Raw genomic sequence first — 18418 nt, 5'->3', positions numbered from 1 at the left:
GATTCGTTCCCGCTTCATTCACTCTCTCCTCAGCTATCCAAGGAGGGGGCAATCCCTTGTGACGCTGAGGGGGCAGTTTTCCATGGCGCGCGACAATGGGCGGCCCATATGCTGCCTCGGGGGCCTTCTCGCAACCGATCGAAGGCGATCACCTGCTTCACGATCTCCGCCGGCAGCCCGCGCTCGTCCGTGAGATAGCGCCAGGCTGGCGAGCCCGGGCGCGGCTTAAAGCGATGTTGCCACCGCTCAGTAACGGATCTCGGCCCCTTCGGCCTTGCCGGCCGCTGCCACGCTGGGGCGCTGGGACAGAAACCAACCATATCCGCAACACAGTCATATGCTTCGACGAAACCATCGGCGCCCAGATGTTCGGCGAGCGAAAACACGTCCCCCTTCGCCGGAGACAACGGATCGAACCAGCCGCGGCCTTCGTGGATAACGATGATGATGTTGCTGTCACGCCGATACTTGATCGCGCGTCGGGTGCTTTCCCTGACGTCGACCTTCCAGCCGTCTTTCTCGAGCAGGGCCGCGCAGCCGACCTTTTGGCGCAGCTCTTCGATTTCTCTCTTGTCCATTTATCTGCACCGGTCTCGCGCAAGCGAGTCCGCCCCTTTCTTCTGTTGATCTCTCTTGCTCCCAGCCTTGCGGAGCATCCCCGACCGGCCGCGAAGCCTGCCGAATGCAAGGGCGCGCTGACCAACCGTTAGTCGCCGCGTCATCGGGCGCGGCGAAGCTTCCCTTGCAGCCGGCATGGCGCCAGCGGCAGCCGGTCGCCCGGCTCAATGAGCCGGGCACCAGGGGTCGTATTCGTGAACGACGGCGTCCTGATCGCCGTCGTACTCGCTGGAGACCATCACGCCGAATTCGTTGTCAGCCTGGAACAGAATGACCGGCACCATGAGCGTGCGGGCCAGATCGAAGGCGTGGTTCTGGGCGAGAGTGAGATTGTGCGACATTGAAGGCTCCCGTCTTGCGGCGGGGACCATCCCCGCTCGACAGGCGCCGACGTGTTCGGGGGCGGCCGCGGTCACGTCGAGAGGCGAAGCCGAAGAGGTCGCACGCTTGCGTAGCGAACCCCTTGCGGGTTGATCGTGGAAGGCCGCACCAGAACCAAGGAAGCCCATTCGAGAGTGAGGTTGGTCCTTCACCGGAAGTCGGGTGTGCCAAGAGGCGCATATTTGGTCGCGCGGATAGCCACGGCACCCACCGCTTGCCGCCGCTAGCTTCGGGGCTTCTCGGCCGGGCGCGACCTCGTCGGCGTGCTTCAGGATGGCCATGGTTCTACATCATAGATCCCCTTGGACCGCAGCTTGTGTGACTAGCGACCTTGATGGTAATCCTCTCAGCTGGATCGCGGGCAGCGACGATGGGCCACCCGCCCAGCCGAATACTTTCTCCCCCGGCTGCTCCCAACCGTGTTCCCGTCGCAACGGTTGACGGTCACCATCTTCGCGTCGGCCTAAGTTGGATTTGGAATTATCCTATTTCCGTTCTGGAACGCACTGATCATTTGTTAATTGCCCTGGAGGTACCCCCCGGCGGTCGACGATGTGTGAGAAGTGCAACGAACTGGACAAGAAAATCGAGCATTACAAGGCGATCCAGTCCCGCGTCACTGACCGAACCACACTGGATGGCATAGCCGAGCTGATCGCACAGCTGCTCGCAAGGAAGGCCGATCTTCACCCGGAGACCAAACAGTAAATACGCTGTGGGATAGTGCCTGCAGCTGATCCTTCTACCGTTCATGAGGACGCCTGTGGAACAGCTATAAGAGACCCGAAGACCCGTATGGCGACCTCGTCGCGAGCAAGATCTAGCCTCCGGCGATCTACGCGGCGAGGACTAATTGCGGGTAGCAGAAGCCGAGCGCAACCGCGTCCCCGCCCACTGGACCCGCTGGGGGACGGAAAGTTAACCCGCGCGGATGAAAAGCTGCCACAAACTGCTTGTCACGAGGAAAGGTCAAGACGATCTCTGGCATGAAGGTGTAGGATGGGACTCTCCGATTTTACGAGAGTGGCCCAATCCCTTATAACGAGGTCGCCTTCGCGGAAGTCAGCGCTTTCGGTTGCTCTCAGCTCCTGCAGGGTGCGATGGACGGTGGCGATCCCCATTCCCCACGCTTACGCCCAATTCGCCCATACTGGCTGAAAGATCATTGTCATGTTGTCAGTTAGCTTGGCCTGCCGCGCCCGATAGAAAAGCTCGCAGAGCCGACGGGCCATCCGTGCAAGTTTTTGACCTCGCGCCTTCGCGGGAATATCCGAGCGAGACTGGACGCCATTCTGGAGCAGAGGTGCAGTGGCCTGGTTCATGGTGGAGATCATAGCACACGCAGATACGTCGCAGAGAGGCTCGCCGAAGTTGCTAGCCATGAGATGACGCACCTCAAAGAACTAACCATCGTTGCTCGCCGTGCGCCACTTAGAGTTGGCTAACCGAAAGGCGGTCTGAGAGTACGATCTATCGGCGGGGTCCAGCTTCCGTAGTCGAGTGCATTGAAGGCTGGGGGGTGGAAGATCGGGTAAGTACGGGCTGCCGCTGAAGGGCGGCAGAATTCATCGCCAGCATGTTTGCGGAACTGCCAGCTCGCGGAGCCGCGATAATTGGCCCTGTCGATGCCATATCGAACGCCTTAGCTCTGGCTCATCGGAGGCGTCTGGATGCAGCGATTCTGGGCATCTTAGTACACGGTGGATTTGTCCTATCCTTTGGCCGAGATACTCTGGGCCCGCGACATTCCAGTATTTGCAACGAGCTTGCCCGGTAGAATCGCTGTCACAGCCTTGGCGAGGTGTGAAACCCTTTCAGCCGGACGATTTTCGGCCCGATCGCAGGCAGTCGGGGACGGCACGGCCTTTACCGCCTTGGCGCCTTCGTGGCGGCCCGGGGCAGCCTGCGATTGGGTCGAGCGCGCACCAAATATCTGGTTGTCGCTCCTTCGGACGCAAGTGGTCGAGACCGATCCGGGACCGGACTTGCCTATCGCTTGCAATTTTGCATGCCAATGCAGCTGCGGGGCCGAGGCCGCTTTTCGAGAACCGATGTCGCGGAAGAAGGCGACCCGCGGCCCGCCTCTTTAGTATCGCAACAAGGCTTGCAGCGGCGATTTCTCGCAAAGAGCTGAACGGCACGTCGGATCGCGGACGAAGTGGACCTGCGCTCTGCGCTCAAGCGCCTGCTGGAGCGCCGCCTCAAAGAGATCATCGACCGCCTCGAGAGAGGCCTCGCCGCAAACAGGACACTTGGAAAGCTGTGCGTCTTCGAACAAACTCCCGCAGTGACCGCATTGCGAGCCAGCAGAAGCGTAGCTGTCATCGACGACCAAGGTGAGAACTCGTCCCTCGCTCAGACAGTCTAACGTCTCCTGCGTTCCCGTTGAGACCGCCCCTGGATTCGCTTCGCGCAACCGGTCGACAAGCTCGCGCTCCTCTCGGGCTTTGAGCTGATCTTGTATCGCGGCGGCCACAGCACCGATTTCGGCGGACGACGCATGTACGCTGGCCTCGAACGCCGCAAGGCGGGAAAGGGAATCCTTGGACAGATGATCGCGGAACGCCGCGCTCATGTCGGGAGGCGCACAGAGCAAAATATGAGACGTTTCGAACTCCCGGCCTATGATCTCCGCCATCGAAGCCAAGGCCTTTGCTTCGTCCTTCATGAGTTGGATCGCCAGCGCATCGCGGCGGTCGCGCGGGACGCGATCCGTCAGCATGCCCCGAATGCGCTGCCCCTTGACGCGGTAGATCTCTTCGATGGTGCCGAGATGGCTGACGAAAAAGCGGCTCTGCTCCCGCGAAAGGACCGCAAGTAGCATTCGGTCGCTGCCGCCCCAGGTGCGCAACAGAGGTCGCAGGTAGGGCCGGGGGCCGATGTGGATACTGTCCGGCAGCGGAATCGGCAGCGTGATCTGCCGCCAGATCCCGCGTTCGCGGCAAGCGAAGAATGCAGCGCCACGACCGAGCTCGGGCAATTGGTGATCCAGCGCGCCCTGGATATCCTCGATGTCGGCATTGACGCTGGCCCGAGCGGCCTGATCAGACGTCTGAGAGATCCTGTGGCTGAGGGCCGACAGGGCCGACTGCCAGGCGCGCCCGACGCGCCGTTCCGGGGTCAGCTGTAGATAGAGGCTGACGACTGGCGCGCCCGCCGTGTCGAGCGCAGCGAGAGCGCGGAAATGCTCGGGAGAGAGCAAGCGATAGGAGTGCTCTTGCATCCGCGCGCGAACGTTCTGAACGATCCGGTCCCGCAACTCGGGAGTGAGAGCGTGATGCGCGTCAATGGCGAGGCTGAGAGCCTTCATTTGCAGTCCTCCTCATCAGTTCAGCCAAGCGGGCTTGCCCCTCTCGCCAGAGCTGCGACAGGCTTTCCCGCGAAATTCGCAAACCAACTGCAATTTCGGTAAAGCTGAGGCGGTGGACATGACGCATTACCAGCACCTGGCGAGCAATGGGGGATAGACCCGGAATATTTTGGTCGAATACTCCCGCGGCGGGCTCCAGATCGGACTCAGCACACAGAATGTCCTCCTACCGCACCACCTCGTCTGGTTGAAACCATTCGTAGAAGCCTTCGTCATCGTCGTAGATCGGCGGCTCCGGCGCACGCGCCTCCAACGAAACCGAAACGAGACGCCGCAGCAGTTGCTCCTGCCGGACGATGCGCATCAGCACGCGGAACTGGAGCCCGAGCAGCCATGCACGAAGACCGAGGGCTTGCGGACGGGTTCGGCGGTCTCGCCATGCCCGCAGCAGGGTCTCGCCAACGAGTTCCTCCGCAGACAGATCGCCGTCGCGCAGATCGCCGAGGGCAACCTGATATCGGATGTCCCGCTCAGCGGCAGCGAACAGCTCGTCCAGGTGAGCGCTGATCAAAACCTGGAAGGCGTCCCGATCGCCGTCCAGGCAACGCGCCCATGCCGTGCTGTTTTCCAACGTACCAGACGCAGGGCCGGATATACTGGCGTCCGAGACATCGATGGGCGTCATGGTTATGTCCCGTATTGGGCCTCCTCAATTGGCTTCGTTTTGAAACCCAGTTTCCGCCTGAGCATGCAATCGTGCGATCGAATGTCCCGCGAGGCTCTGCAGGTGACGCTCGGGTGCAGGGCGCTTTCGCAGCTGCTTCCGGTAAAGCTTGACGTATTCGGCAGCCATACGGGTGGCGGAGAAGCGCTCCTCGAAACGGGCGCGCACCGCCTTGCGGTCCAGCGCCAGAAGAGACGGCATGGCCTGCACGGCCTCTTCGACGCTTTCGACGATGCGTCCGGTGATCCCGTTCTCGACGATCTCGGCGACCGATCCTCCGCGGAAGGCCAGGACCGGCGTGCCGCATGCCATGGCCTCGATCATGACGAGACCAAAGGGTTCCGGCCAATCGATCGGAAACAGCAGTGCTGCCGCGTTGCCCAGAAATTCGGTCTTTTCGCTCTCGTTGATCTCGCCGATGAATTCCACCCCTGGACCGTCGAGCAGCGGCGCAATGGTGTCGCGGAAGTAGGCCTCGTCGGCACTGTCGACCTTCGCGGCAATTTTCAACGGCAGTCCTGCTGCTCGCGCAATCGCCATGGCGCGGTCAGGTCGCTTCTCCGGCGAAATTCGTCCGAGGAAAGCTAGATAGCCACCGGCCGCCTGGAGAGTTGGTTTGTGCAGATCGAGCGGCAGTCCGTGGTAGACGGTTGCAACGAAATTGGCCCGCGGCAGCGGCGCGCGTTGCGAGTTGGAAATCGAGACCAGGGGCATCTCGGGGAAATGGGCGTAGAACGGCATGTGATCGGGCAGGTCTTGGCGTCCATGCAGGGTCGTTAAGGTCCGTCCGGCCTGGGTTCGGAACAGTGGGAAGTGCAAGTAGTCGACGTGGAAGTGAAGCACGTCGAACTCCTCGGCGCGCTCGCGGACCTTGTCCAGCAGCAGCATCTGGTGCGGAATCGAATTTCTGACATCCGCATCGAGCCGGAGGGCCTGCTTCGTGCAGGGGACGAGTTCGGCGGATGTGATGGAGTCCCCGCTCGCGAACAGAGTGACCTTGTGTCCTTGGCTGACCAGCTCCTCCGTCAGGTAGTGCACGACCCGTTCGGTCCCGCCATAAAGCCGGGGCGGCACGCTCTCGAATAGCGGAGCAATCTGCGCGATCTTCATTCGGTCCTCCGTGCATCCCGTCGGGTAAATTTCTTTTCAAGCATCAGGTCGGCCGGCTTTGCCAGACGGCTGAGCCGACGCTTGGCGGCGCTTGGCGGCGCTTGGCGGCGCTTGGCGGCGCTTGGCGGCGCTTGGCGGCGCCATGAACCTCGGAAGGAGCCCGTCGTTCCGGCGGCGCGGCCGTGGAGCGGTCCCCTGGTCGTGCTCGCCAAGTGCCGGACCTGTCGGGAGAGCCGATGTTGACGCCGAGCGCGGCAAAGCACGGCGGATCACTCGCCGGAAAGGATTCCAGAAGCGCCGTTTCGATGACATCGTCGAGGACTGCTGCCATGGTCTCTCTCTTCGGCCAAGTACGACTGGAGAGGCGGCGGAGGCGCAGCAGGATGATAGGAAACAATCTTCGCCTCGGCCACTCTCGCCGAAAAACATGGGTGCGGCATCGCCGTTTTCGCAAGATGCCGGCAGGACTTGAAACGATTGAGGTCACTTCTAACTTGGTGGGTGAAAGCGCGAGCCATCGCGCGGCATCACCGGGCGCCTAACGCAGGGCCCGGTTAGCGGGCGCCCGGCAGGTGTCCGAAGCGCCCAGAACCATGTTGCTCAATGGAGGATATGGCTATGAACACGCTTGATCTTGCTCCCCTATGGCGATCGACCGTTGGTTTCGATCGTGTGTTCGACCTTCTCGAGGACTCCGGCCGATGGACCGGCGGGGACAACTATCCCCCCTATGACATCGAACGTGTCGGCGAGGATCACTACCAAATCTCGCTGGCGCTTGCGGGCTTCACGCCGGACGAGGTCTCCATCACGGCCGAGCAGAACTTGCTGACCATTGAAGGTCGCAAGGCCGAGAAGGGCGGCCACCAGTATCTCTATCAAGGCATCTCTTCACGACCGTTCCGGCGCGTCTTCAATCTCGCCGAGTACGTGCAGGTGAAGGGCGCCTCGTTCGAGAATGGCATGCTCAAGATCGATCTGGTGCGGGAGATTCCGGAAGCCATGAAACCCCGCCAGATTGCGATCAGCGCAGGTGGCGACCACCAGCAAGTTGAGAACAAGCAAGCGGCCTAGCGCCGCCTGCTCGCAGTCGGAGTTCGCGGCATGGCCCCACCGCGTCGCGAGCCTTTGGAAACAACGAAAGGAGAAACGCTATGGCTATCACTGATCTGATCCCCTGGAGCCGTGGTCGTGATCTGACCACCCGTCGCTCCGAAAACTACAATCCGGTTCTTACCCTGCATCGGGAAATGAACAGGCTGTTCGACGATGTCTTCCGCGGCTTCGATGTCGCGCCATTCGGCAGCAGCTTCTTCGAGCAGTCGATGAATTGGCCGAGCATCGAGGTCAATGAGAGCGACAAGGACGTCAAGGTCACGGCAGAGTTGCCGGGCCTCGAGGAGAAAGACGTCCAGGTCGAACTCGTCAACGGCGTTCTCGCGATCAAGGGAGAGAAGAAAACCGAAACGGAAGACAAGGATCGAAAGTTCAGCGAGCGCTACTATGGCCGGTTTGAACGGCGCATTCCGGTCGACGACGTGGATCAGGACAAGATCTCTGCCGCGTTCAAGAACGGGGTGCTGACGGTCACCATGCCAAAGCTGCCGCAAGCTGAATCGAAGGTCAAGCGGATTGCGATCAATTCCAAATGAGTGCAGATCGACGGGAGCGGGTCTCCGCTCCCGTTTTGCTTTTGAAACAGCAAAAATGACGGGGATGTGTGCCCGCCATGGACACAAAGCGGAAAGGCAGTTTTGCAGGCGCTGCGGATGTCGTCGCGCACGCTGAGACCGCGGTCCAGCACATTAAGAAACTTAAAGTGGCTTGCGCGAACGGCGACAAGAGCGCGGCCCGCAGGTCATTGCGGCAGGCGATCAGCGAGCTGGAGTTGGCACGCGCAATCGTGCGGACCGGTATCGACTGAAGCCGAATGGAACGAGATTTTGGATCGCTACGGCCGTCTCAAGCGGAGTGTTGGCTGGTCTTTGCGCGCAGCATCCCTTCCAGTTTGGCGGAGAGCTCCCGCGAGGAGAACGGCTTGCTTAGTAGCATGCTGCCGTTGATGCGCTTACCGGTCTCTTCGATGAGATCTGGGTACCCGCTGCAGTACACCACTGGAAGGCTGGGCTGCCTTCGTTGAAGCTCGAGTCCCACGTCCAGTCCCGAGACGCCAGGCATTGCGAGATCGACGATGGCCAAATCGATGGCTTGATCTGAGAGGGTCGCCAACGCGGCGTCCAAATTGCCAGCCGCGATAGCCTGGTAACCAAGATCGTCAAGCATGCTCCGGGTCGTTTCGAGCACGCCGGCATTGTCGTCCACGACAAGGATGTGCTCTCTTTCCCCCCGGGGTGGGGTATCTAGTCGGCGGTCGTCGCCTCCGACCACAACGTCGGTTGATCGTGGCAAGAGGATTCGCACCACCGTTCCTCGACCAAGCTCGCTTTCGATTTTGGCAGTCCCGCCGGACTGGCGGGCAAACCCGTAGACCTGGGACAATCCAAGTCCAGTTCCCTTTCCAGGTTCCTTGGTGGTGAAGAACGGATCGAAGGCTCGTGCCAAAACATTCGGAGGCATTCCAGTGCCAGTGTCCTTGACTGCAATCGAGACATATTCACCTGGCTTGAGGTCGGCTCGCAGATCTTCCGGGACAGCATGGAGGACGCTTGTCTCGATCGTAAGAAGGCCACCCTCCGGCATTGCGTCTCGCGCATTAATCGCAAGATTGAGCAACATCAGCTCAAGTTGAGTCGCATCAACCAGTGCAGGCCAAAGATCCTTTTGCGTGACGACGTCGACCCGTATGGAGGCTCCAAGGGTTCTGGACAGCATCTCTGCGACTGTGTCCACCAGCTGGTTGACGTCGACGGGCTCCGGCGCGAGACGCTGTTTGCGGGAGAATGTCAGCAACTGTCCGACCAGCTTGGCGCCGCGCTGCGCGCCGTGCATCGCATTGCGGACATATCGTTGAATGCGCTCGTCCTCGACCCGCCGGGCGATCAGCTCGAGATTCCCAATGATAGCCATCAGAAGATTGTTGAAATCGTGAGCAATGCCACCGGTGAGTTGCCCCACTGCCTCCATTTTCTGTGCCTGGCGGAGCGCCACTTCGGTTCGCTCTCGTTCCACCATCTCCTCTCTCAACCGCTTGTTCGCTTCGGAGAGCTGGGCGGTCCGCTCTTCCACGCGCCGCTCCAGCGTTTCAGCCATCTGCTTCAACTCCCCGAGGTACTTTTCGGCCTGCCGCTGGCGCCCTCGGCCACGCGCGGCTGCCAATACTGCGCTCCTGAGAGAGGTCGCGGCCAATGGTCGCTCGAGGACTGTAACGTGACCAAGCAGCTCAATCAGCTCCGTGAGAGCCGCACCATTTTGGCCCGTCCTTAGCGTCAGCAATACGAAGGGAAAATCCGACCAAGGTGGCTGATTGGCGATCCATTGAGCCAATGCGCCACGATGATCGTGAACTAGCGCTTCCTCGGCAATAACCGCCGCGGCGGCATCATTCAGATTGCCCACCAACTCCGAAAGGCTCGATTGCTGCAACGCGCGGATGCCGACGTCACGCAGTGCGGAGCAGACGACGCGGGCATCACGACCGAATGGCGCCAATACGAGCACCGGCCCATCCGGGCTTGCACTATTATTGTCCATTGCTCCCCGTCGCAAGGAGCGCGCCGTGCTGGCCTGTATAGACGGGAGAACCCGATAAGACCCCTTGGAACTCCGCCAAAGGAGGACCCACGCGGATGCCGCGGTTATCGAGCCGGTACTCTCGGATTTCGTCCTCGTGGCGTCCGGTGCGCTTCTTCAGGACCGAGATCGCGCGACGGATCTTTCCGGCCGCCTCAAAGAAGCGCAACAGCAGGACCGTGTCGCTAAGATAGGTGAGATCGACACTGGATTGCATCGAACCGACCAGCCCGTGCTGGGCAAGCGTCAAGATCGTCACGACTCCGCGGTGATTTAGATAGGTCAGCATTTCATGCATCAGCAGCAGCATGAACTGCTCCGCGGGCATGGCATTCTGATAGCCGCTCAAGCTGTCCAGGACCACAACCCTTACATTGTCGGTCTCGACGCGTCGGCGCACCATTCCCGTGAGCTCTCCCGGCGACAGTTCGGCGGGGTCGACCTGCTCGAGCAGGAGCTGTCCTGATGCGATCGGCTGATCCAAATGCCAGCCCATGCCGGCCGAGCGCTTCATCAGGATCGCCTTGGTCTCGTCGAATGTCACGAAGAGAGCGCGTTCGCGTTGGCCAAGCGCCGCCGTGACGAACTGCATCGCGATTGACGATTTTCCGGATCCGGACGGCCCCATGAACAGGGTGCTGGTGCCGCGGTCGAGGCCGCGCCCGAGCAACTGGTCCAACTCGCCGATGCCGCTCAGAAGCGGCTCGGCCTCCGGCGCGCCATCCACATGCTCGGACGCGATCAGTCGTGGAAACAGCACCAGGCCGCCCTTGCGAATGACGAAGTCATGAAAGCCGCCCCGGAAGCTGCGGCCACGCATCTTGAAAATGCGCAGCCTGCGGCGTTCGGCGCCGTATTGCAGCGCATTATGTTCGAGCCGGATGACGCCGTGGGCGAGGCTGTGCAGATTGAGATCGTCGGCCTCGTCGGTCAAGTCGTCCAGAAGCAGCGCGGTGCAGCCCTCCTGGGCAAAGAAATGCTTCAGGGCGATGACCTGCCGACGGTAGCGCAGCGGGTTCTGCGCCAGGAGCCGGATTTCGGAGAGGCTGTCAAAAACCACTCGCGCCGGCGCGACCCGCTTGACCTCGTCGAAGGTCATCTTCGTGGTTTCCCCGAGCTCGAGGTCGGACGCGTAAACGACCGTCTGCTGCTGCTTGGGGTCGAGGCTGAGTTCAGCCGGGACGAGTTCGAAGATCTCGATCCCATCAAGATTCCAGCCGTGGGTTTCGGCCACTTGCCGTAGCTCGTCCTTGCTCTCGGACAGGGTGATGTAGAGGCAGCGCTCGCCCTTGGATGCGCCGTCGAGGAGAAACTGCAGCGCGAGCGTTGTCTTTCCGGTTCCCGGCTGGCCCTCGATCAAATGCACGCGGTGCGACGCGTATCCGCCATCGAGGATGCCGTCAAAGCCGCCGATACCGGTGGAGATCGCTTGGGTTTTGATGCTGCGTTCAGGAATGTTCATTTGTCTTCCGATTGGCCACGCGCATGACGGCAAGCAGACTTTGCTCCGCCTGACCGCCATGGTTCGGGTGTGATAATCTTGATTTCGCGAAGACAGGGCCAAGGCCCTTGAGCAGGCACCGTGGCTGCAAACATCTTCCTAATGTCTAATTTCGTACGAATTTCCGGTGTTCTGTCAAGCGGCTGGAGCTGCAGCGGGCTAGAACCCGGATCGGAAGTTGGCATTACCCGGCTCCCCGCAAAGACGGTTGAGCAGAACAGCCGCTCGGCGGGGCAGAACAAAGGAAAACCTGAAGACTGTGGCTTGGAATCAGTTTGTCGGCACCACGATCCTCCTCTACGCGCTGACGAACCCGGTCGGCGCCATCCCGGTCTTTTTGGCGATGACGGGGCGAGCCGGTTCGCTGAAGACTCATCGGATAATCGTTTTGGCCTGTACAACGGTAGCCATCTTCTTTGTTGGCTCTGCAATGTTCGGCAAGGAAATCCTGGCGTTTTTTAATGTGGGCCTCAATGATTTCCGTATTGCGGGCGGGCTGCTCGTCTTGGTGATCGCGTTCGAAATGTTTCAAGCTCAATATGGAAAGTTCATTCCTCGCGCTGACGAAACGAAATTTAGCGAGGTCGACATACATGGTCTTGCCATCACGCCTTTTGCGTTTCCTTTGCTTGTGGGACCGGCCGAACTGAGCATCATGATCACTCTGTCGAACGACAATCCCGGATGGCTTGGAAAGGCATTCTTGGCATCGGCGGCCGTCCTCGCCACAGTACTGATCGGCCTGACATTGTGGATGGCTGCTGCGATTGAGCGCTTCCTGGGACGAACCGGCATCAACGTTATGACACGCGTGATGGCGCTCATCATTGCGGCGATCGCCGTGAATTTTATCATGACCGTAATAAAAAGCGAGTTGCCCGGCCTGGTGAACCGAACCATCTAAGCTAGTAAGCTAGGCCGCCGAGTTGAACTGAGTTCTCCTGGACCGCTCATCCGCGGCGCGCTTTGCCGCGACCGCCATCCAGTCTCGAAGCAATCCTCTGGCCTCTTTCGAAAAGGCTGCCCGGCGTTTGAGATCGTCAAGAGTCTCTCCGGGATGACATCGCTCGAAATCCTGCCGGATCAACGATTCGAGGTATGCCGCGTCCTCTTGAGCGGCACTGCCCAGGTCAGAATAGGAACGCGTCGACATGGACGTCATGCCACAGTGCTCACAGCCGATCAGGGCTATCAACTGCGTCCAGCTCGGCATCAATCTTTTCAAGAATACGCTCGATCTGCTCGCGCTCCCTTGGGCCAGGATCCTCCTCTAGGCGGCTGATCAGGTGCTGCTTTTGCGTCAGAAGCATTGCAATACTCGTCATCGGCGGCGTGAGTTCGGGATGCTGGTACATTGCTCGGCACCTATTCTTCGTTGTCGCGATACAACCAAGTAGACGCTGAGCGCTCGACTGGCGAGCGCGCCGTCATCCACTCTGAATACCCGCTAAACTCTCGATCGGACGACCAGTTCCTCGGGTGCGGCCTCGGTACATCGGCTCCGAAGGTGTGGTGCTCTGGAACAACGATGGTTCAGGGCAGTTTCCCAACCCGGGACCGGCCTCGGCTCAGTGCCGTCCGAAGAAGCCAGCTAATTCCATGCCAAGCCTACCTATGACTGCGGCGGGCTACGCCGCTCTTCAGGCCGAACTAAACGACCGCATCAGGACCAAGCGGCCGCAACTTGCCGAGCGCATTCAGCAAGCGATCACCGACGATCCCAATCTCATCGAGAACTCTGAATACCAGGCGGCGCTGACCGAGCAAGGCCTTAACGAGGCTCGCATAGTCGAGCTGGAGGCCAGGCTTGCGCGTGCAGAAATCATCGATGTATCCAAGCTCTCCGGCGAAAACATCAAGTTCGGCGCGACGGTCACGCTCAGGGATCAGGATACGGGCGAGAAACGAACTTGCCAGATTGTTGGCGAGCCGGAAGCCGATCCTGCCAGAGGCAAGATTTCGGTGAGTTCACCGATCGCGCGGGCATTGATTGGCAAGTCGAAGGGCGCGCTCGTGGCTGTAGAGACGCCCGGAGGAGATAAGAGTTACAGGATTGAGGACGTCACGTGGCTGCCATAGGGGCCACAGAACCTTCTCGTTTGGTCGCTGGTTGGGGAGGAAGCTCTCGCGGGGTTGGGGATTAAAACGCGCTGCTCCGCCTGAGCGCATCTCGCTCAGCTGCTTTGTACTGCCGTGAGCCTTGCGGTCCTGCACCTAGCGCAAGCGAGTAGACGCGCTACTCGTTTCCGCTGCCGGGGCGACTCTGACGATCACCGAATTCGTGGATTCGCCGCGCACTAGCGTAAGCTTCACGTCCTGGCCGACACGCGCAAGACCGATCCTATTACGAAGTTGCGAGGCCGTGCGGATCGGACGACCGTCCGCCATAATGACGATGTCACCTTTCCGCAAGCCGGCCTTCTCAGCGGGAGAATCCGGCGACACCTCCGCGATGACCGCACCTTCATGGCGACCTTTATTGGTCGATGGTTGGAGGTCGCGCAGTGAGACGCCGATGCGTCCGCGCTCGACGCGTCCCTTGTCTACAATCTGGTCCATGACCAGCCGCGCCATGTTTGCGGGAATGGCGAAGCCAATTCCGACGTTGCCGCCACCAGGTGAAATGATAGCCGAGTTGATGCCGACCAACTCGCCACGAAGATTGACCAATGCGCCGCCGGAATTGCCCGGATTGATCGCAGCATCGGTCTGGATGAAGTCCTCGTAACCTTCTTTACTCAAGCCTGTGCGACCCAGCGCACTCACGAGGCCGGAGGTGACCGTCTGGCCGAGACCAAAGGGATTGCCAATGGCAAGCACGAAATCTCCCACTTCAAGCGCGTCACTGTCGCCGAAGGGAAGCCCTTGAAGGCCGACAGGGTTCTGGATCTGCAGTACAGCGACGTCGGTAGGAGGATCGCGTCCGACTACTTTGGCAGGAAGCTGGAGGCCGTCCTTGGTCGTAATCTGAACCAAAGACGCGCCCTGTACAACATGATTGTTGGTCAACACATAGCCGCGGTTCGCATCGACGATGACTCCCGAACCCGTCGAATTGACCTCCTTCTCGACCTGCTTGGGAATGTCGAAAAATTCGCGGAAGAAAGGATCGCGATAAAGCGGATTGTCCTCGCGCACACGACCGTGCACGGAAATGTTGACCACGGCCGGCGTCACCTGCCGAACCACTGGGGCCAACGTTGGAATAGAGCTGCCCGTCTTCAGGTCCGGTACCTGGGCCGCAGCCGGAGATGCGGATAAGGCCAAAATAAGAAGCCTCGCCAATATCACTCGCCCAGTTGACATTTCGATCACCGTTGCATGCTCGTGAAAGGACCAAGTGGAGGCAGAATCGCTCGTTGCAATGCGATAATCGGAATTGCCCAAGCCGCTGCGGCGTGGCCCAGCAGAACGATGCCCAAAACGGCTTCCGTTACTATCACAGTGACCTCCACCGCGCGGCGGCGGCCCAAGGCCGCCGCAACCGCATGGGAACGCCGCCGCCACGGGGCGGATCGTCATCGCCGCCGCCATCGAGCTGGCGCAACGCTGCTAGTATGTCGCTCAACCGTACCGAATTGCCGGTGCCGGGTATCTCCCGCAAATCGGGGCAGGACTCGACCGCGTACATGTCGGACGCCCATGAAGACAGGATGATTCGCTTCTCAGGGATCGAGAGATCCTTGTCATTCAGGACTTCCACCGGCGAACTGTAGTGAGCGGCGGGGTGGAAGAATGGATGCATGCCACCGCCAATGTTGACGTTCGTCATGAGTGCCTCCCTATCACTCCTTTCTAAAGGGATGGTGCTTGCGTTATGAGCGGCGGCGCGGCATGCGTCGCCACCCGCGTTTCGTATTCGTGCGCAATCACGTCTGCCGCGAGATCACTCCGAGAAAGTGTGACTTAGCTCAAGGTCACAACTCAGCATCCGTGTCGGGCCATTCTACGCTGCCTTCTTCTGTTCAATTTGAGAAGAAGAGGCCTCTCCGCTTCCGATCTGGATCTTGCGTGGTCTCATGGCTTCCGGAATCTCTCGAACGAGATCCACGATCAAGAGGCCATCCTGGAAGATCGCCTGCTTCACCTGCACGTAGTCGGCGAGGCTGAAGACCCTCCGGAACGGTCGCGCCGGGATACCCTGGTACAGATACTCGCGTGCAGCACCATCGGACTTCTTGCCTTCGATCGTGAGAGCATTCTGCTCGGCCGTCACGGAGACGTCGTCGACGCCAAAGCCGGCCACGGCCAGCGTGATTCGATAGTGATCTTCACCGGACCGCTCGATATTGTACGGAGGATAGTTGTCCTCGGTCGGCTGGCGCGACATGCCGTCGACAAGGTCAGCCAGATGGTCGAAGCCGACGGTGTTGCGCCAAAGTGGCGTAAAATCAGGTGTCCTCATAGCCAAGTCCTCCAAAGAGCAATATGGATACGAAGCTAAGGCAGGACGGGAGTTTCGGCTGGAGTCGAAGACGCCCAGTCCAGCGCCTCGTGCCGAGCCCGGCCTGGCGCTCGACACACCGCAGTCGCGGTCGAGAATCGAACTAGAACCGACACGCGTGAGTTCAAGAGGCGATACGTACTTTTTCTGACAGAAGCTGCTTAGCCACTACGCGGCGAAGCGATCCAGGAGCGCGCCCTGGCGTAGATCGTCTATCGCTCGCCGCTCTCGCTCAATTCGGGATTGATAAAGCTGGCGCTCTTCCTCACTCGTCGCGGTCTTAAGAAGGCGCTCGTAGTGACCGATCACCTTCTGGCTGCCCCGGATGAGAAAGTCGCGGACGCCAGGCGCGATAGCTGTGCTTGAGGCTGCGTCGGACCCTCCGCGGGCGGAATGCCTCGCCGAATTTAGTCCGGACATGATCGTCGCTCGCTCTTGATGCATTGCAGCGGGAGCGGCCGGAGGGTCGCTCCCTGACGTTCAGCTTGTTGCCGCCACTCCGGCCGGACGGGGTGTCGGCTGCGGCCAGATTCCCATCGGCGCAGTGGCCGGCGGCAGCAAAATGTCGATCTTCATCTTTGCTGCCTCAGGCTGCCATTTCATCCACGGCATTGTATCAAGATAAGGGATCGGCGGCAGTGGCAGGCCGGTGAAAGCACTCTGCGTCGTCTCGGCTCCGCGCGGGCTGTCCATGCCGTAGGCACCAAAGGCGGTCATGGAAATTGCGCTGCCAATCGCGAGCGCCGGCAGGTGTCGCAGCAGGTTGTGTTTGGTCTCCGTTCGGGCGGAGAACGTATGATGATGGCTCATCTATACTCCTCCAATCGTTCGACAACAGACCCAGGCGAGAGTGAGAAAGCTCAGGGAAAACATGAACCAATGGGTCGCGTCCTGTTTCATCCTGAGCCGACGATGATCAGACCTGTTCATGCGAGACTCCTCTTTGATTCTCTCCTCGTATCGGCAGAGCCCGGCCGTCCTCGGCCGGACTCTAACGTTTAGAAGTCCATGGCGGGAGCTGCCGGAGCAGGTTCTGCCTTCTTCGGCTTCTCGGCCACGAGCGCCTCGGTGGTGATCAGCAGCGAAGCCACGGACGCGGCGTCCTGCAAGGCGGTGCGGACGACCTTGGCGGGATCGATCACACCGGCTTTCACCAGGTCCTCGTACTCGCCGGTCGCCGCGTTGAAGCCCCAGTTATAGTTCTGGTGCTCCAGAAGCTTGCCGACAATCAGTGAGCCATCCTCGCCGGCGTTCTGCACGATCTGCCGAGTCGGCACCTGGATGGCGCGGCGAACGATCTCGATACCGGCCTTCTGGTCCGCGTTCGCGGTCTTGATGGCCTCGAGCGCTTTGAGCGAACGCAGAAGGGCAACGCCGCCGCCGGGAAGAATGCCTTCCTCCACCGCCGCGCGAGTCGCGTGCATCGCGTCGTCGACCCGCTCCTTGCGCTCCTTGACTTCAACCTCCGTCGCACCGCCCACGCGGATCACCGCAACGCCTCCGGCAAGTTTCGCCAGCCGCTCCTGCAGTTTTTCGCGATCATAGTCGGAGGTGGTTTCCTCGATCTGAAGCCTGATTTGCTGGGCGCGCGCCTCGATATCTTTCTTGGCGCCCGCGCCGCCGACAATGGTGGTGTTGTCCTTGTCGATGACCACTTTCTTGGCCCGGCCAAGCATCTTCACTGTGACCTTTTCCAGCTTGATGCCGAGGTCCTCGCTGATAACATTGCCGCCGGTCAGGATCGCGATGTCCTCCAGCATGGCCTTGCGACGGTCGCCGAAGCCCGGCGCCTTGACGGCCGCGACCTTCAGTCCGCCTCGTAGCCTGTTGACGACTAATGTCGCAAGCGCTTCGCCTTCGATATCCTCCGCGATGATCAGGAGCGGCTGACCGGACTGAACGACCTGCTCCAGAAGCGGCAGCATAGTCTGCAAGCCGGACAGCTTCTTCTCGTGAATCAAGACGTAGGGATCCTCGAGTTCGACGCGCATCTTCTCGGGATTCGTGACGAAATATGGCGAGATGTAGCCGCGGTCGAACTGCATACCCTCGACCACTTCGAGCTCCGTATGCAGGCTCTTGGCCTCCTCGACGGTTATCACGCCCTCACTGCCGACCTTGTTCATGGCGTCGGCGAGGAAGCGGCCGATTTCGGTGTCGCCGTTGGCGGAGATTGTGCCCACCTGGGCGATCTCATCGTTGGAGGTGATTTTCTTGGCGTGTGATTTCAGATCGGACACGACAGCGTCGACAGCCAGATCGATGCCACGCTTCAGGTCCATGGGATTCATGCCGGCGGCGACTGATTTTGTGCCTTCTTTGAAGATGGCCTGAGCGAGCACGGTAGCCGTGGTGGTGCCGTCGCCCGCAAGATCATTCGTCTTCGACGCGACTTCGCGCACCATCTGTGCGCCCATGTTCTCGAACTTGTCTTCCAGTTCGATCTCTTTGGCGACGGTCACGCCATCTTTGGTGATGCGCGGCGCACCAAACGATTTTTCGATGACGACGTTGCGTCCTTTCGGACCGAGTGTGACCTTCACCGCGTTTGCCAGTGTATCGACGCCCCGCAGCATGCGCTCTCGGGCCTCAGTTGCAAATTTCACGTCCTTGGCAGCCATTTCTTGAGTCTCCTTTCCG

At 60.3% G+C, this 18418-nt stretch carries 18 protein-coding genes and 1 pseudogene; 5 read left to right on the top strand and 14 right to left on the bottom strand.

Translation table 11 applies throughout. The features are described from left to right. Positions 1-95 precede the first annotated feature (95 nt). From K410_RS37920 to K410_RS37915, 6 genes and pseudogenes are all read right to left on the bottom strand, one after another. Positions 96-578 (bottom strand): annotated as a pseudogene (locus K410_RS37920) (DUF3991 domain-containing protein); the annotation flags it as partial. Between the two features lie 204 nt (positions 579-782). Beyond that, entirely contained in the window at positions 783-959 is a 177-nt protein-coding gene (locus K410_RS40775) for a hypothetical protein (protein ID WP_024342318.1), read from the bottom strand. 2126 nt (positions 960-3085) lie between these two features. Beyond that, positions 3086-4309 carry a baeRF10 domain-containing protein gene (locus tag K410_RS0136145; RefSeq protein ID WP_024342320.1) on the bottom strand — a complete coding sequence of 408 codons (1224 nt, stop codon included), beginning with the start codon at positions 4307-4309 and terminating at the stop codon, positions 3086-3088. Further along, a complete protein-coding gene (locus K410_RS41660) occupies positions 4284-4457 on the bottom strand; it encodes a sigma factor-like helix-turn-helix DNA-binding protein (RefSeq protein ID WP_433994225.1) in 174 nt (57 codons plus the stop codon). The genes K410_RS0136145 and K410_RS41660 overlap by 26 nt, the downstream gene beginning before the upstream one ends. A gap of 78 nt (positions 4458-4535) precedes the next feature. Continuing rightward, positions 4536-4994, bottom strand: a complete 459-nt coding sequence (locus K410_RS0136140; protein ID WP_024342321.1) for an RNA polymerase sigma factor — start codon at positions 4992-4994, stop codon at positions 4536-4538. Between the two features lie 24 nt (positions 4995-5018). Further along, positions 5019-6143 carry a glycosyltransferase family 4 protein gene (locus tag K410_RS37915; protein ID WP_024342322.1) on the bottom strand — a complete coding sequence of 375 codons (1125 nt, stop codon included), beginning with the start codon at positions 6141-6143 and terminating at the stop codon, positions 5019-5021. Positions 6144-6761: 618 nt separating this feature from the next. Here K410_RS37915 and K410_RS0136130 point away from each other — a divergent pair. From K410_RS0136130 to K410_RS0136120, 3 genes are all read left to right on the top strand, one after another. Next, positions 6762-7217 (top strand): Hsp20 family protein, encoded by a 456-nt coding sequence (locus K410_RS0136130; RefSeq protein ID WP_024342323.1) that lies wholly within the window; start codon positions 6762-6764, stop codon positions 7215-7217. Positions 7218-7297: 80 nt separating this feature from the next. Further along, complete coding sequence (locus K410_RS0136125) at positions 7298-7795, top strand: Hsp20/alpha crystallin family protein (protein ID WP_024342324.1); 498 nt, start codon at positions 7298-7300, stop codon at positions 7793-7795. Between the two features lie 77 nt (positions 7796-7872). After that, the gene (locus K410_RS0136120; protein ID WP_024342325.1) at positions 7873-8067 is read left to right on the top strand and encodes a hypothetical protein; all 195 of its coding nucleotides are present in this window, start codon (positions 7873-7875) and stop codon (positions 8065-8067) included. 38 nt (positions 8068-8105) lie between these two features. On the opposite strand, the gene K410_RS0136115 is transcribed toward K410_RS0136120, so the two are convergent. Beyond that, positions 8106-9794: an ATP-binding protein gene (locus tag K410_RS0136115; protein ID WP_029674520.1), complete on the bottom strand. Its 1689-nt coding sequence runs from the start codon at positions 9792-9794 to the stop codon at positions 8106-8108. Beyond that, positions 9784-11295 carry an ATPase domain-containing protein gene (locus K410_RS0136110; protein WP_024342327.1) on the bottom strand — a complete coding sequence of 504 codons (1512 nt, stop codon included), beginning with the start codon at positions 11293-11295 and terminating at the stop codon, positions 9784-9786. Before K410_RS0136110 ends, K410_RS0136115 begins: the two co-directional genes overlap by 11 nt. A 298-nt stretch (positions 11296-11593) precedes the next feature. Between K410_RS0136110 and K410_RS0136105 the strand changes: the two genes are divergently transcribed. Then, positions 11594-12238, top strand: coding sequence for a MarC family protein (locus tag K410_RS0136105; RefSeq protein ID WP_024342328.1), 645 nt, complete (start codon positions 11594-11596; stop codon positions 12236-12238). Between the two features lie 268 nt (positions 12239-12506). Here K410_RS0136105 and K410_RS37910 read toward each other — a convergent pair whose 3' ends face one another. Then, positions 12507-12689, bottom strand: a complete 183-nt coding sequence (locus K410_RS37910) for a hypothetical protein (protein WP_035698935.1) — start codon at positions 12687-12689, stop codon at positions 12507-12509. A 244-nt stretch (positions 12690-12933) separates the two neighbouring features. Here K410_RS37910 and greA point away from each other — a divergent pair, with 244 nt between their 5' ends. Further along, entirely contained in the window at positions 12934-13413 is a 480-nt protein-coding gene (gene greA / locus K410_RS0136090; protein WP_024342330.1) for a transcription elongation factor GreA, read from the top strand. A gap of 135 nt (positions 13414-13548) precedes the next feature. Here the strand turns inward: greA and K410_RS0136085 are convergent, their stop codons facing one another. The 5 genes from K410_RS0136085 to groL all read right to left on the bottom strand — a co-directional run bounded on the left by K410_RS0136085 (position 13549) and on the right by groL (position 18399). Continuing rightward, entirely contained in the window at positions 13549-14640 is a 1092-nt protein-coding gene (locus K410_RS0136085; protein ID WP_024342331.1) for a trypsin-like peptidase domain-containing protein, read from the bottom strand. A 133-nt stretch (positions 14641-14773) separates the two neighbouring features. Then, entirely contained in the window at positions 14774-15106 is a 333-nt protein-coding gene (locus tag K410_RS0136080; RefSeq protein WP_024342332.1) for a hypothetical protein, read from the bottom strand. Positions 15107-15280: 174 nt separating this feature from the next. Then, complete coding sequence (locus K410_RS0136075; protein WP_024342333.1) at positions 15281-15739, bottom strand: Hsp20 family protein; 459 nt, start codon at positions 15737-15739, stop codon at positions 15281-15283. Positions 15740-16258: 519 nt separating this feature from the next. Then, the gene (locus tag K410_RS37905) at positions 16259-16588 is read right to left on the bottom strand and encodes a hypothetical protein (RefSeq protein ID WP_024342335.1); all 330 of its coding nucleotides are present in this window, start codon (positions 16586-16588) and stop codon (positions 16259-16261) included. Between the two features lie 188 nt (positions 16589-16776). Further along, positions 16777-18399: a chaperonin GroEL gene (gene groL / locus K410_RS0136060; protein ID WP_028139167.1), complete on the bottom strand. Its 1623-nt coding sequence runs from the start codon at positions 18397-18399 to the stop codon at positions 16777-16779. Positions 18400-18418 lie beyond the last annotated feature (19 nt).

Source organism: Bradyrhizobium sp. 22, assembly GCF_000482425.1.
Lineage (GTDB): Bacteria > Pseudomonadota > Alphaproteobacteria > Rhizobiales > Xanthobacteraceae > Bradyrhizobium > Bradyrhizobium japonicum_B.
This window is presented reverse-complemented; position numbering and strand designations above follow the sequence as displayed.

Coding starts and splice junctions, on each gene's coding strand:
- K410_RS40775 (WP_024342318.1), bottom strand. CDS start 959: ATGTCGCACAATCTCACTCTCGCCCAGAACCACGCCTTCGATCTGGCC.
- K410_RS0136145 (WP_024342320.1), bottom strand. CDS start 4,309: ATGAAGGCTCTCAGCCTCGCCATTGACGCGCATCACGCTCTCACTCCC.
- K410_RS0136140 (WP_024342321.1), bottom strand. CDS start 4,994: ATGACGCCCATCGATGTCTCGGACGCCAGTATATCCGGCCCTGCGTCT.
- K410_RS37915 (WP_024342322.1), bottom strand. CDS start 6,143: ATGAAGATCGCGCAGATTGCTCCGCTATTCGAGAGCGTGCCGCCCCGG.
- K410_RS0136130 (WP_024342323.1), top strand. CDS start 6,762: ATGAACACGCTTGATCTTGCTCCCCTATGGCGATCGACCGTTGGTTTC.
- K410_RS0136125 (WP_024342324.1), top strand. CDS start 7,298: ATGGCTATCACTGATCTGATCCCCTGGAGCCGTGGTCGTGATCTGACC.
- K410_RS0136120 (WP_024342325.1), top strand. CDS start 7,873: ATGGACACAAAGCGGAAAGGCAGTTTTGCAGGCGCTGCGGATGTCGTC.
- K410_RS0136115 (WP_029674520.1), bottom strand. CDS start 9,794: ATGGACAATAATAGTGCAAGCCCGGATGGGCCGGTGCTCGTATTGGCG.
- K410_RS0136110 (WP_024342327.1), bottom strand. CDS start 11,295: ATGAACATTCCTGAACGCAGCATCAAAACCCAAGCGATCTCCACCGGT.
- K410_RS37910 (WP_035698935.1), bottom strand. CDS start 12,689: ATGTACCAGCATCCCGAACTCACGCCGCCGATGACGAGTATTGCAATG.
- greA (WP_024342330.1), top strand. CDS start 12,934: ATGCCAAGCCTACCTATGACTGCGGCGGGCTACGCCGCTCTTCAGGCC.
- K410_RS0136085 (WP_024342331.1), bottom strand. CDS start 14,640: ATGTCAACTGGGCGAGTGATATTGGCGAGGCTTCTTATTTTGGCCTTA.
- K410_RS0136080 (WP_024342332.1), bottom strand. CDS start 15,106: ATGACGAACGTCAACATTGGCGGTGGCATGCATCCATTCTTCCACCCC.
- K410_RS0136075 (WP_024342333.1), bottom strand. CDS start 15,739: ATGAGGACACCTGATTTTACGCCACTTTGGCGCAACACCGTCGGCTTC.
- K410_RS37905 (WP_024342335.1), bottom strand. CDS start 16,588: ATGAGCCATCATCATACGTTCTCCGCCCGAACGGAGACCAAACACAAC.
- groL (WP_028139167.1), bottom strand. CDS start 18,399: ATGGCTGCCAAGGACGTGAAATTTGCAACTGAGGCCCGAGAGCGCATG.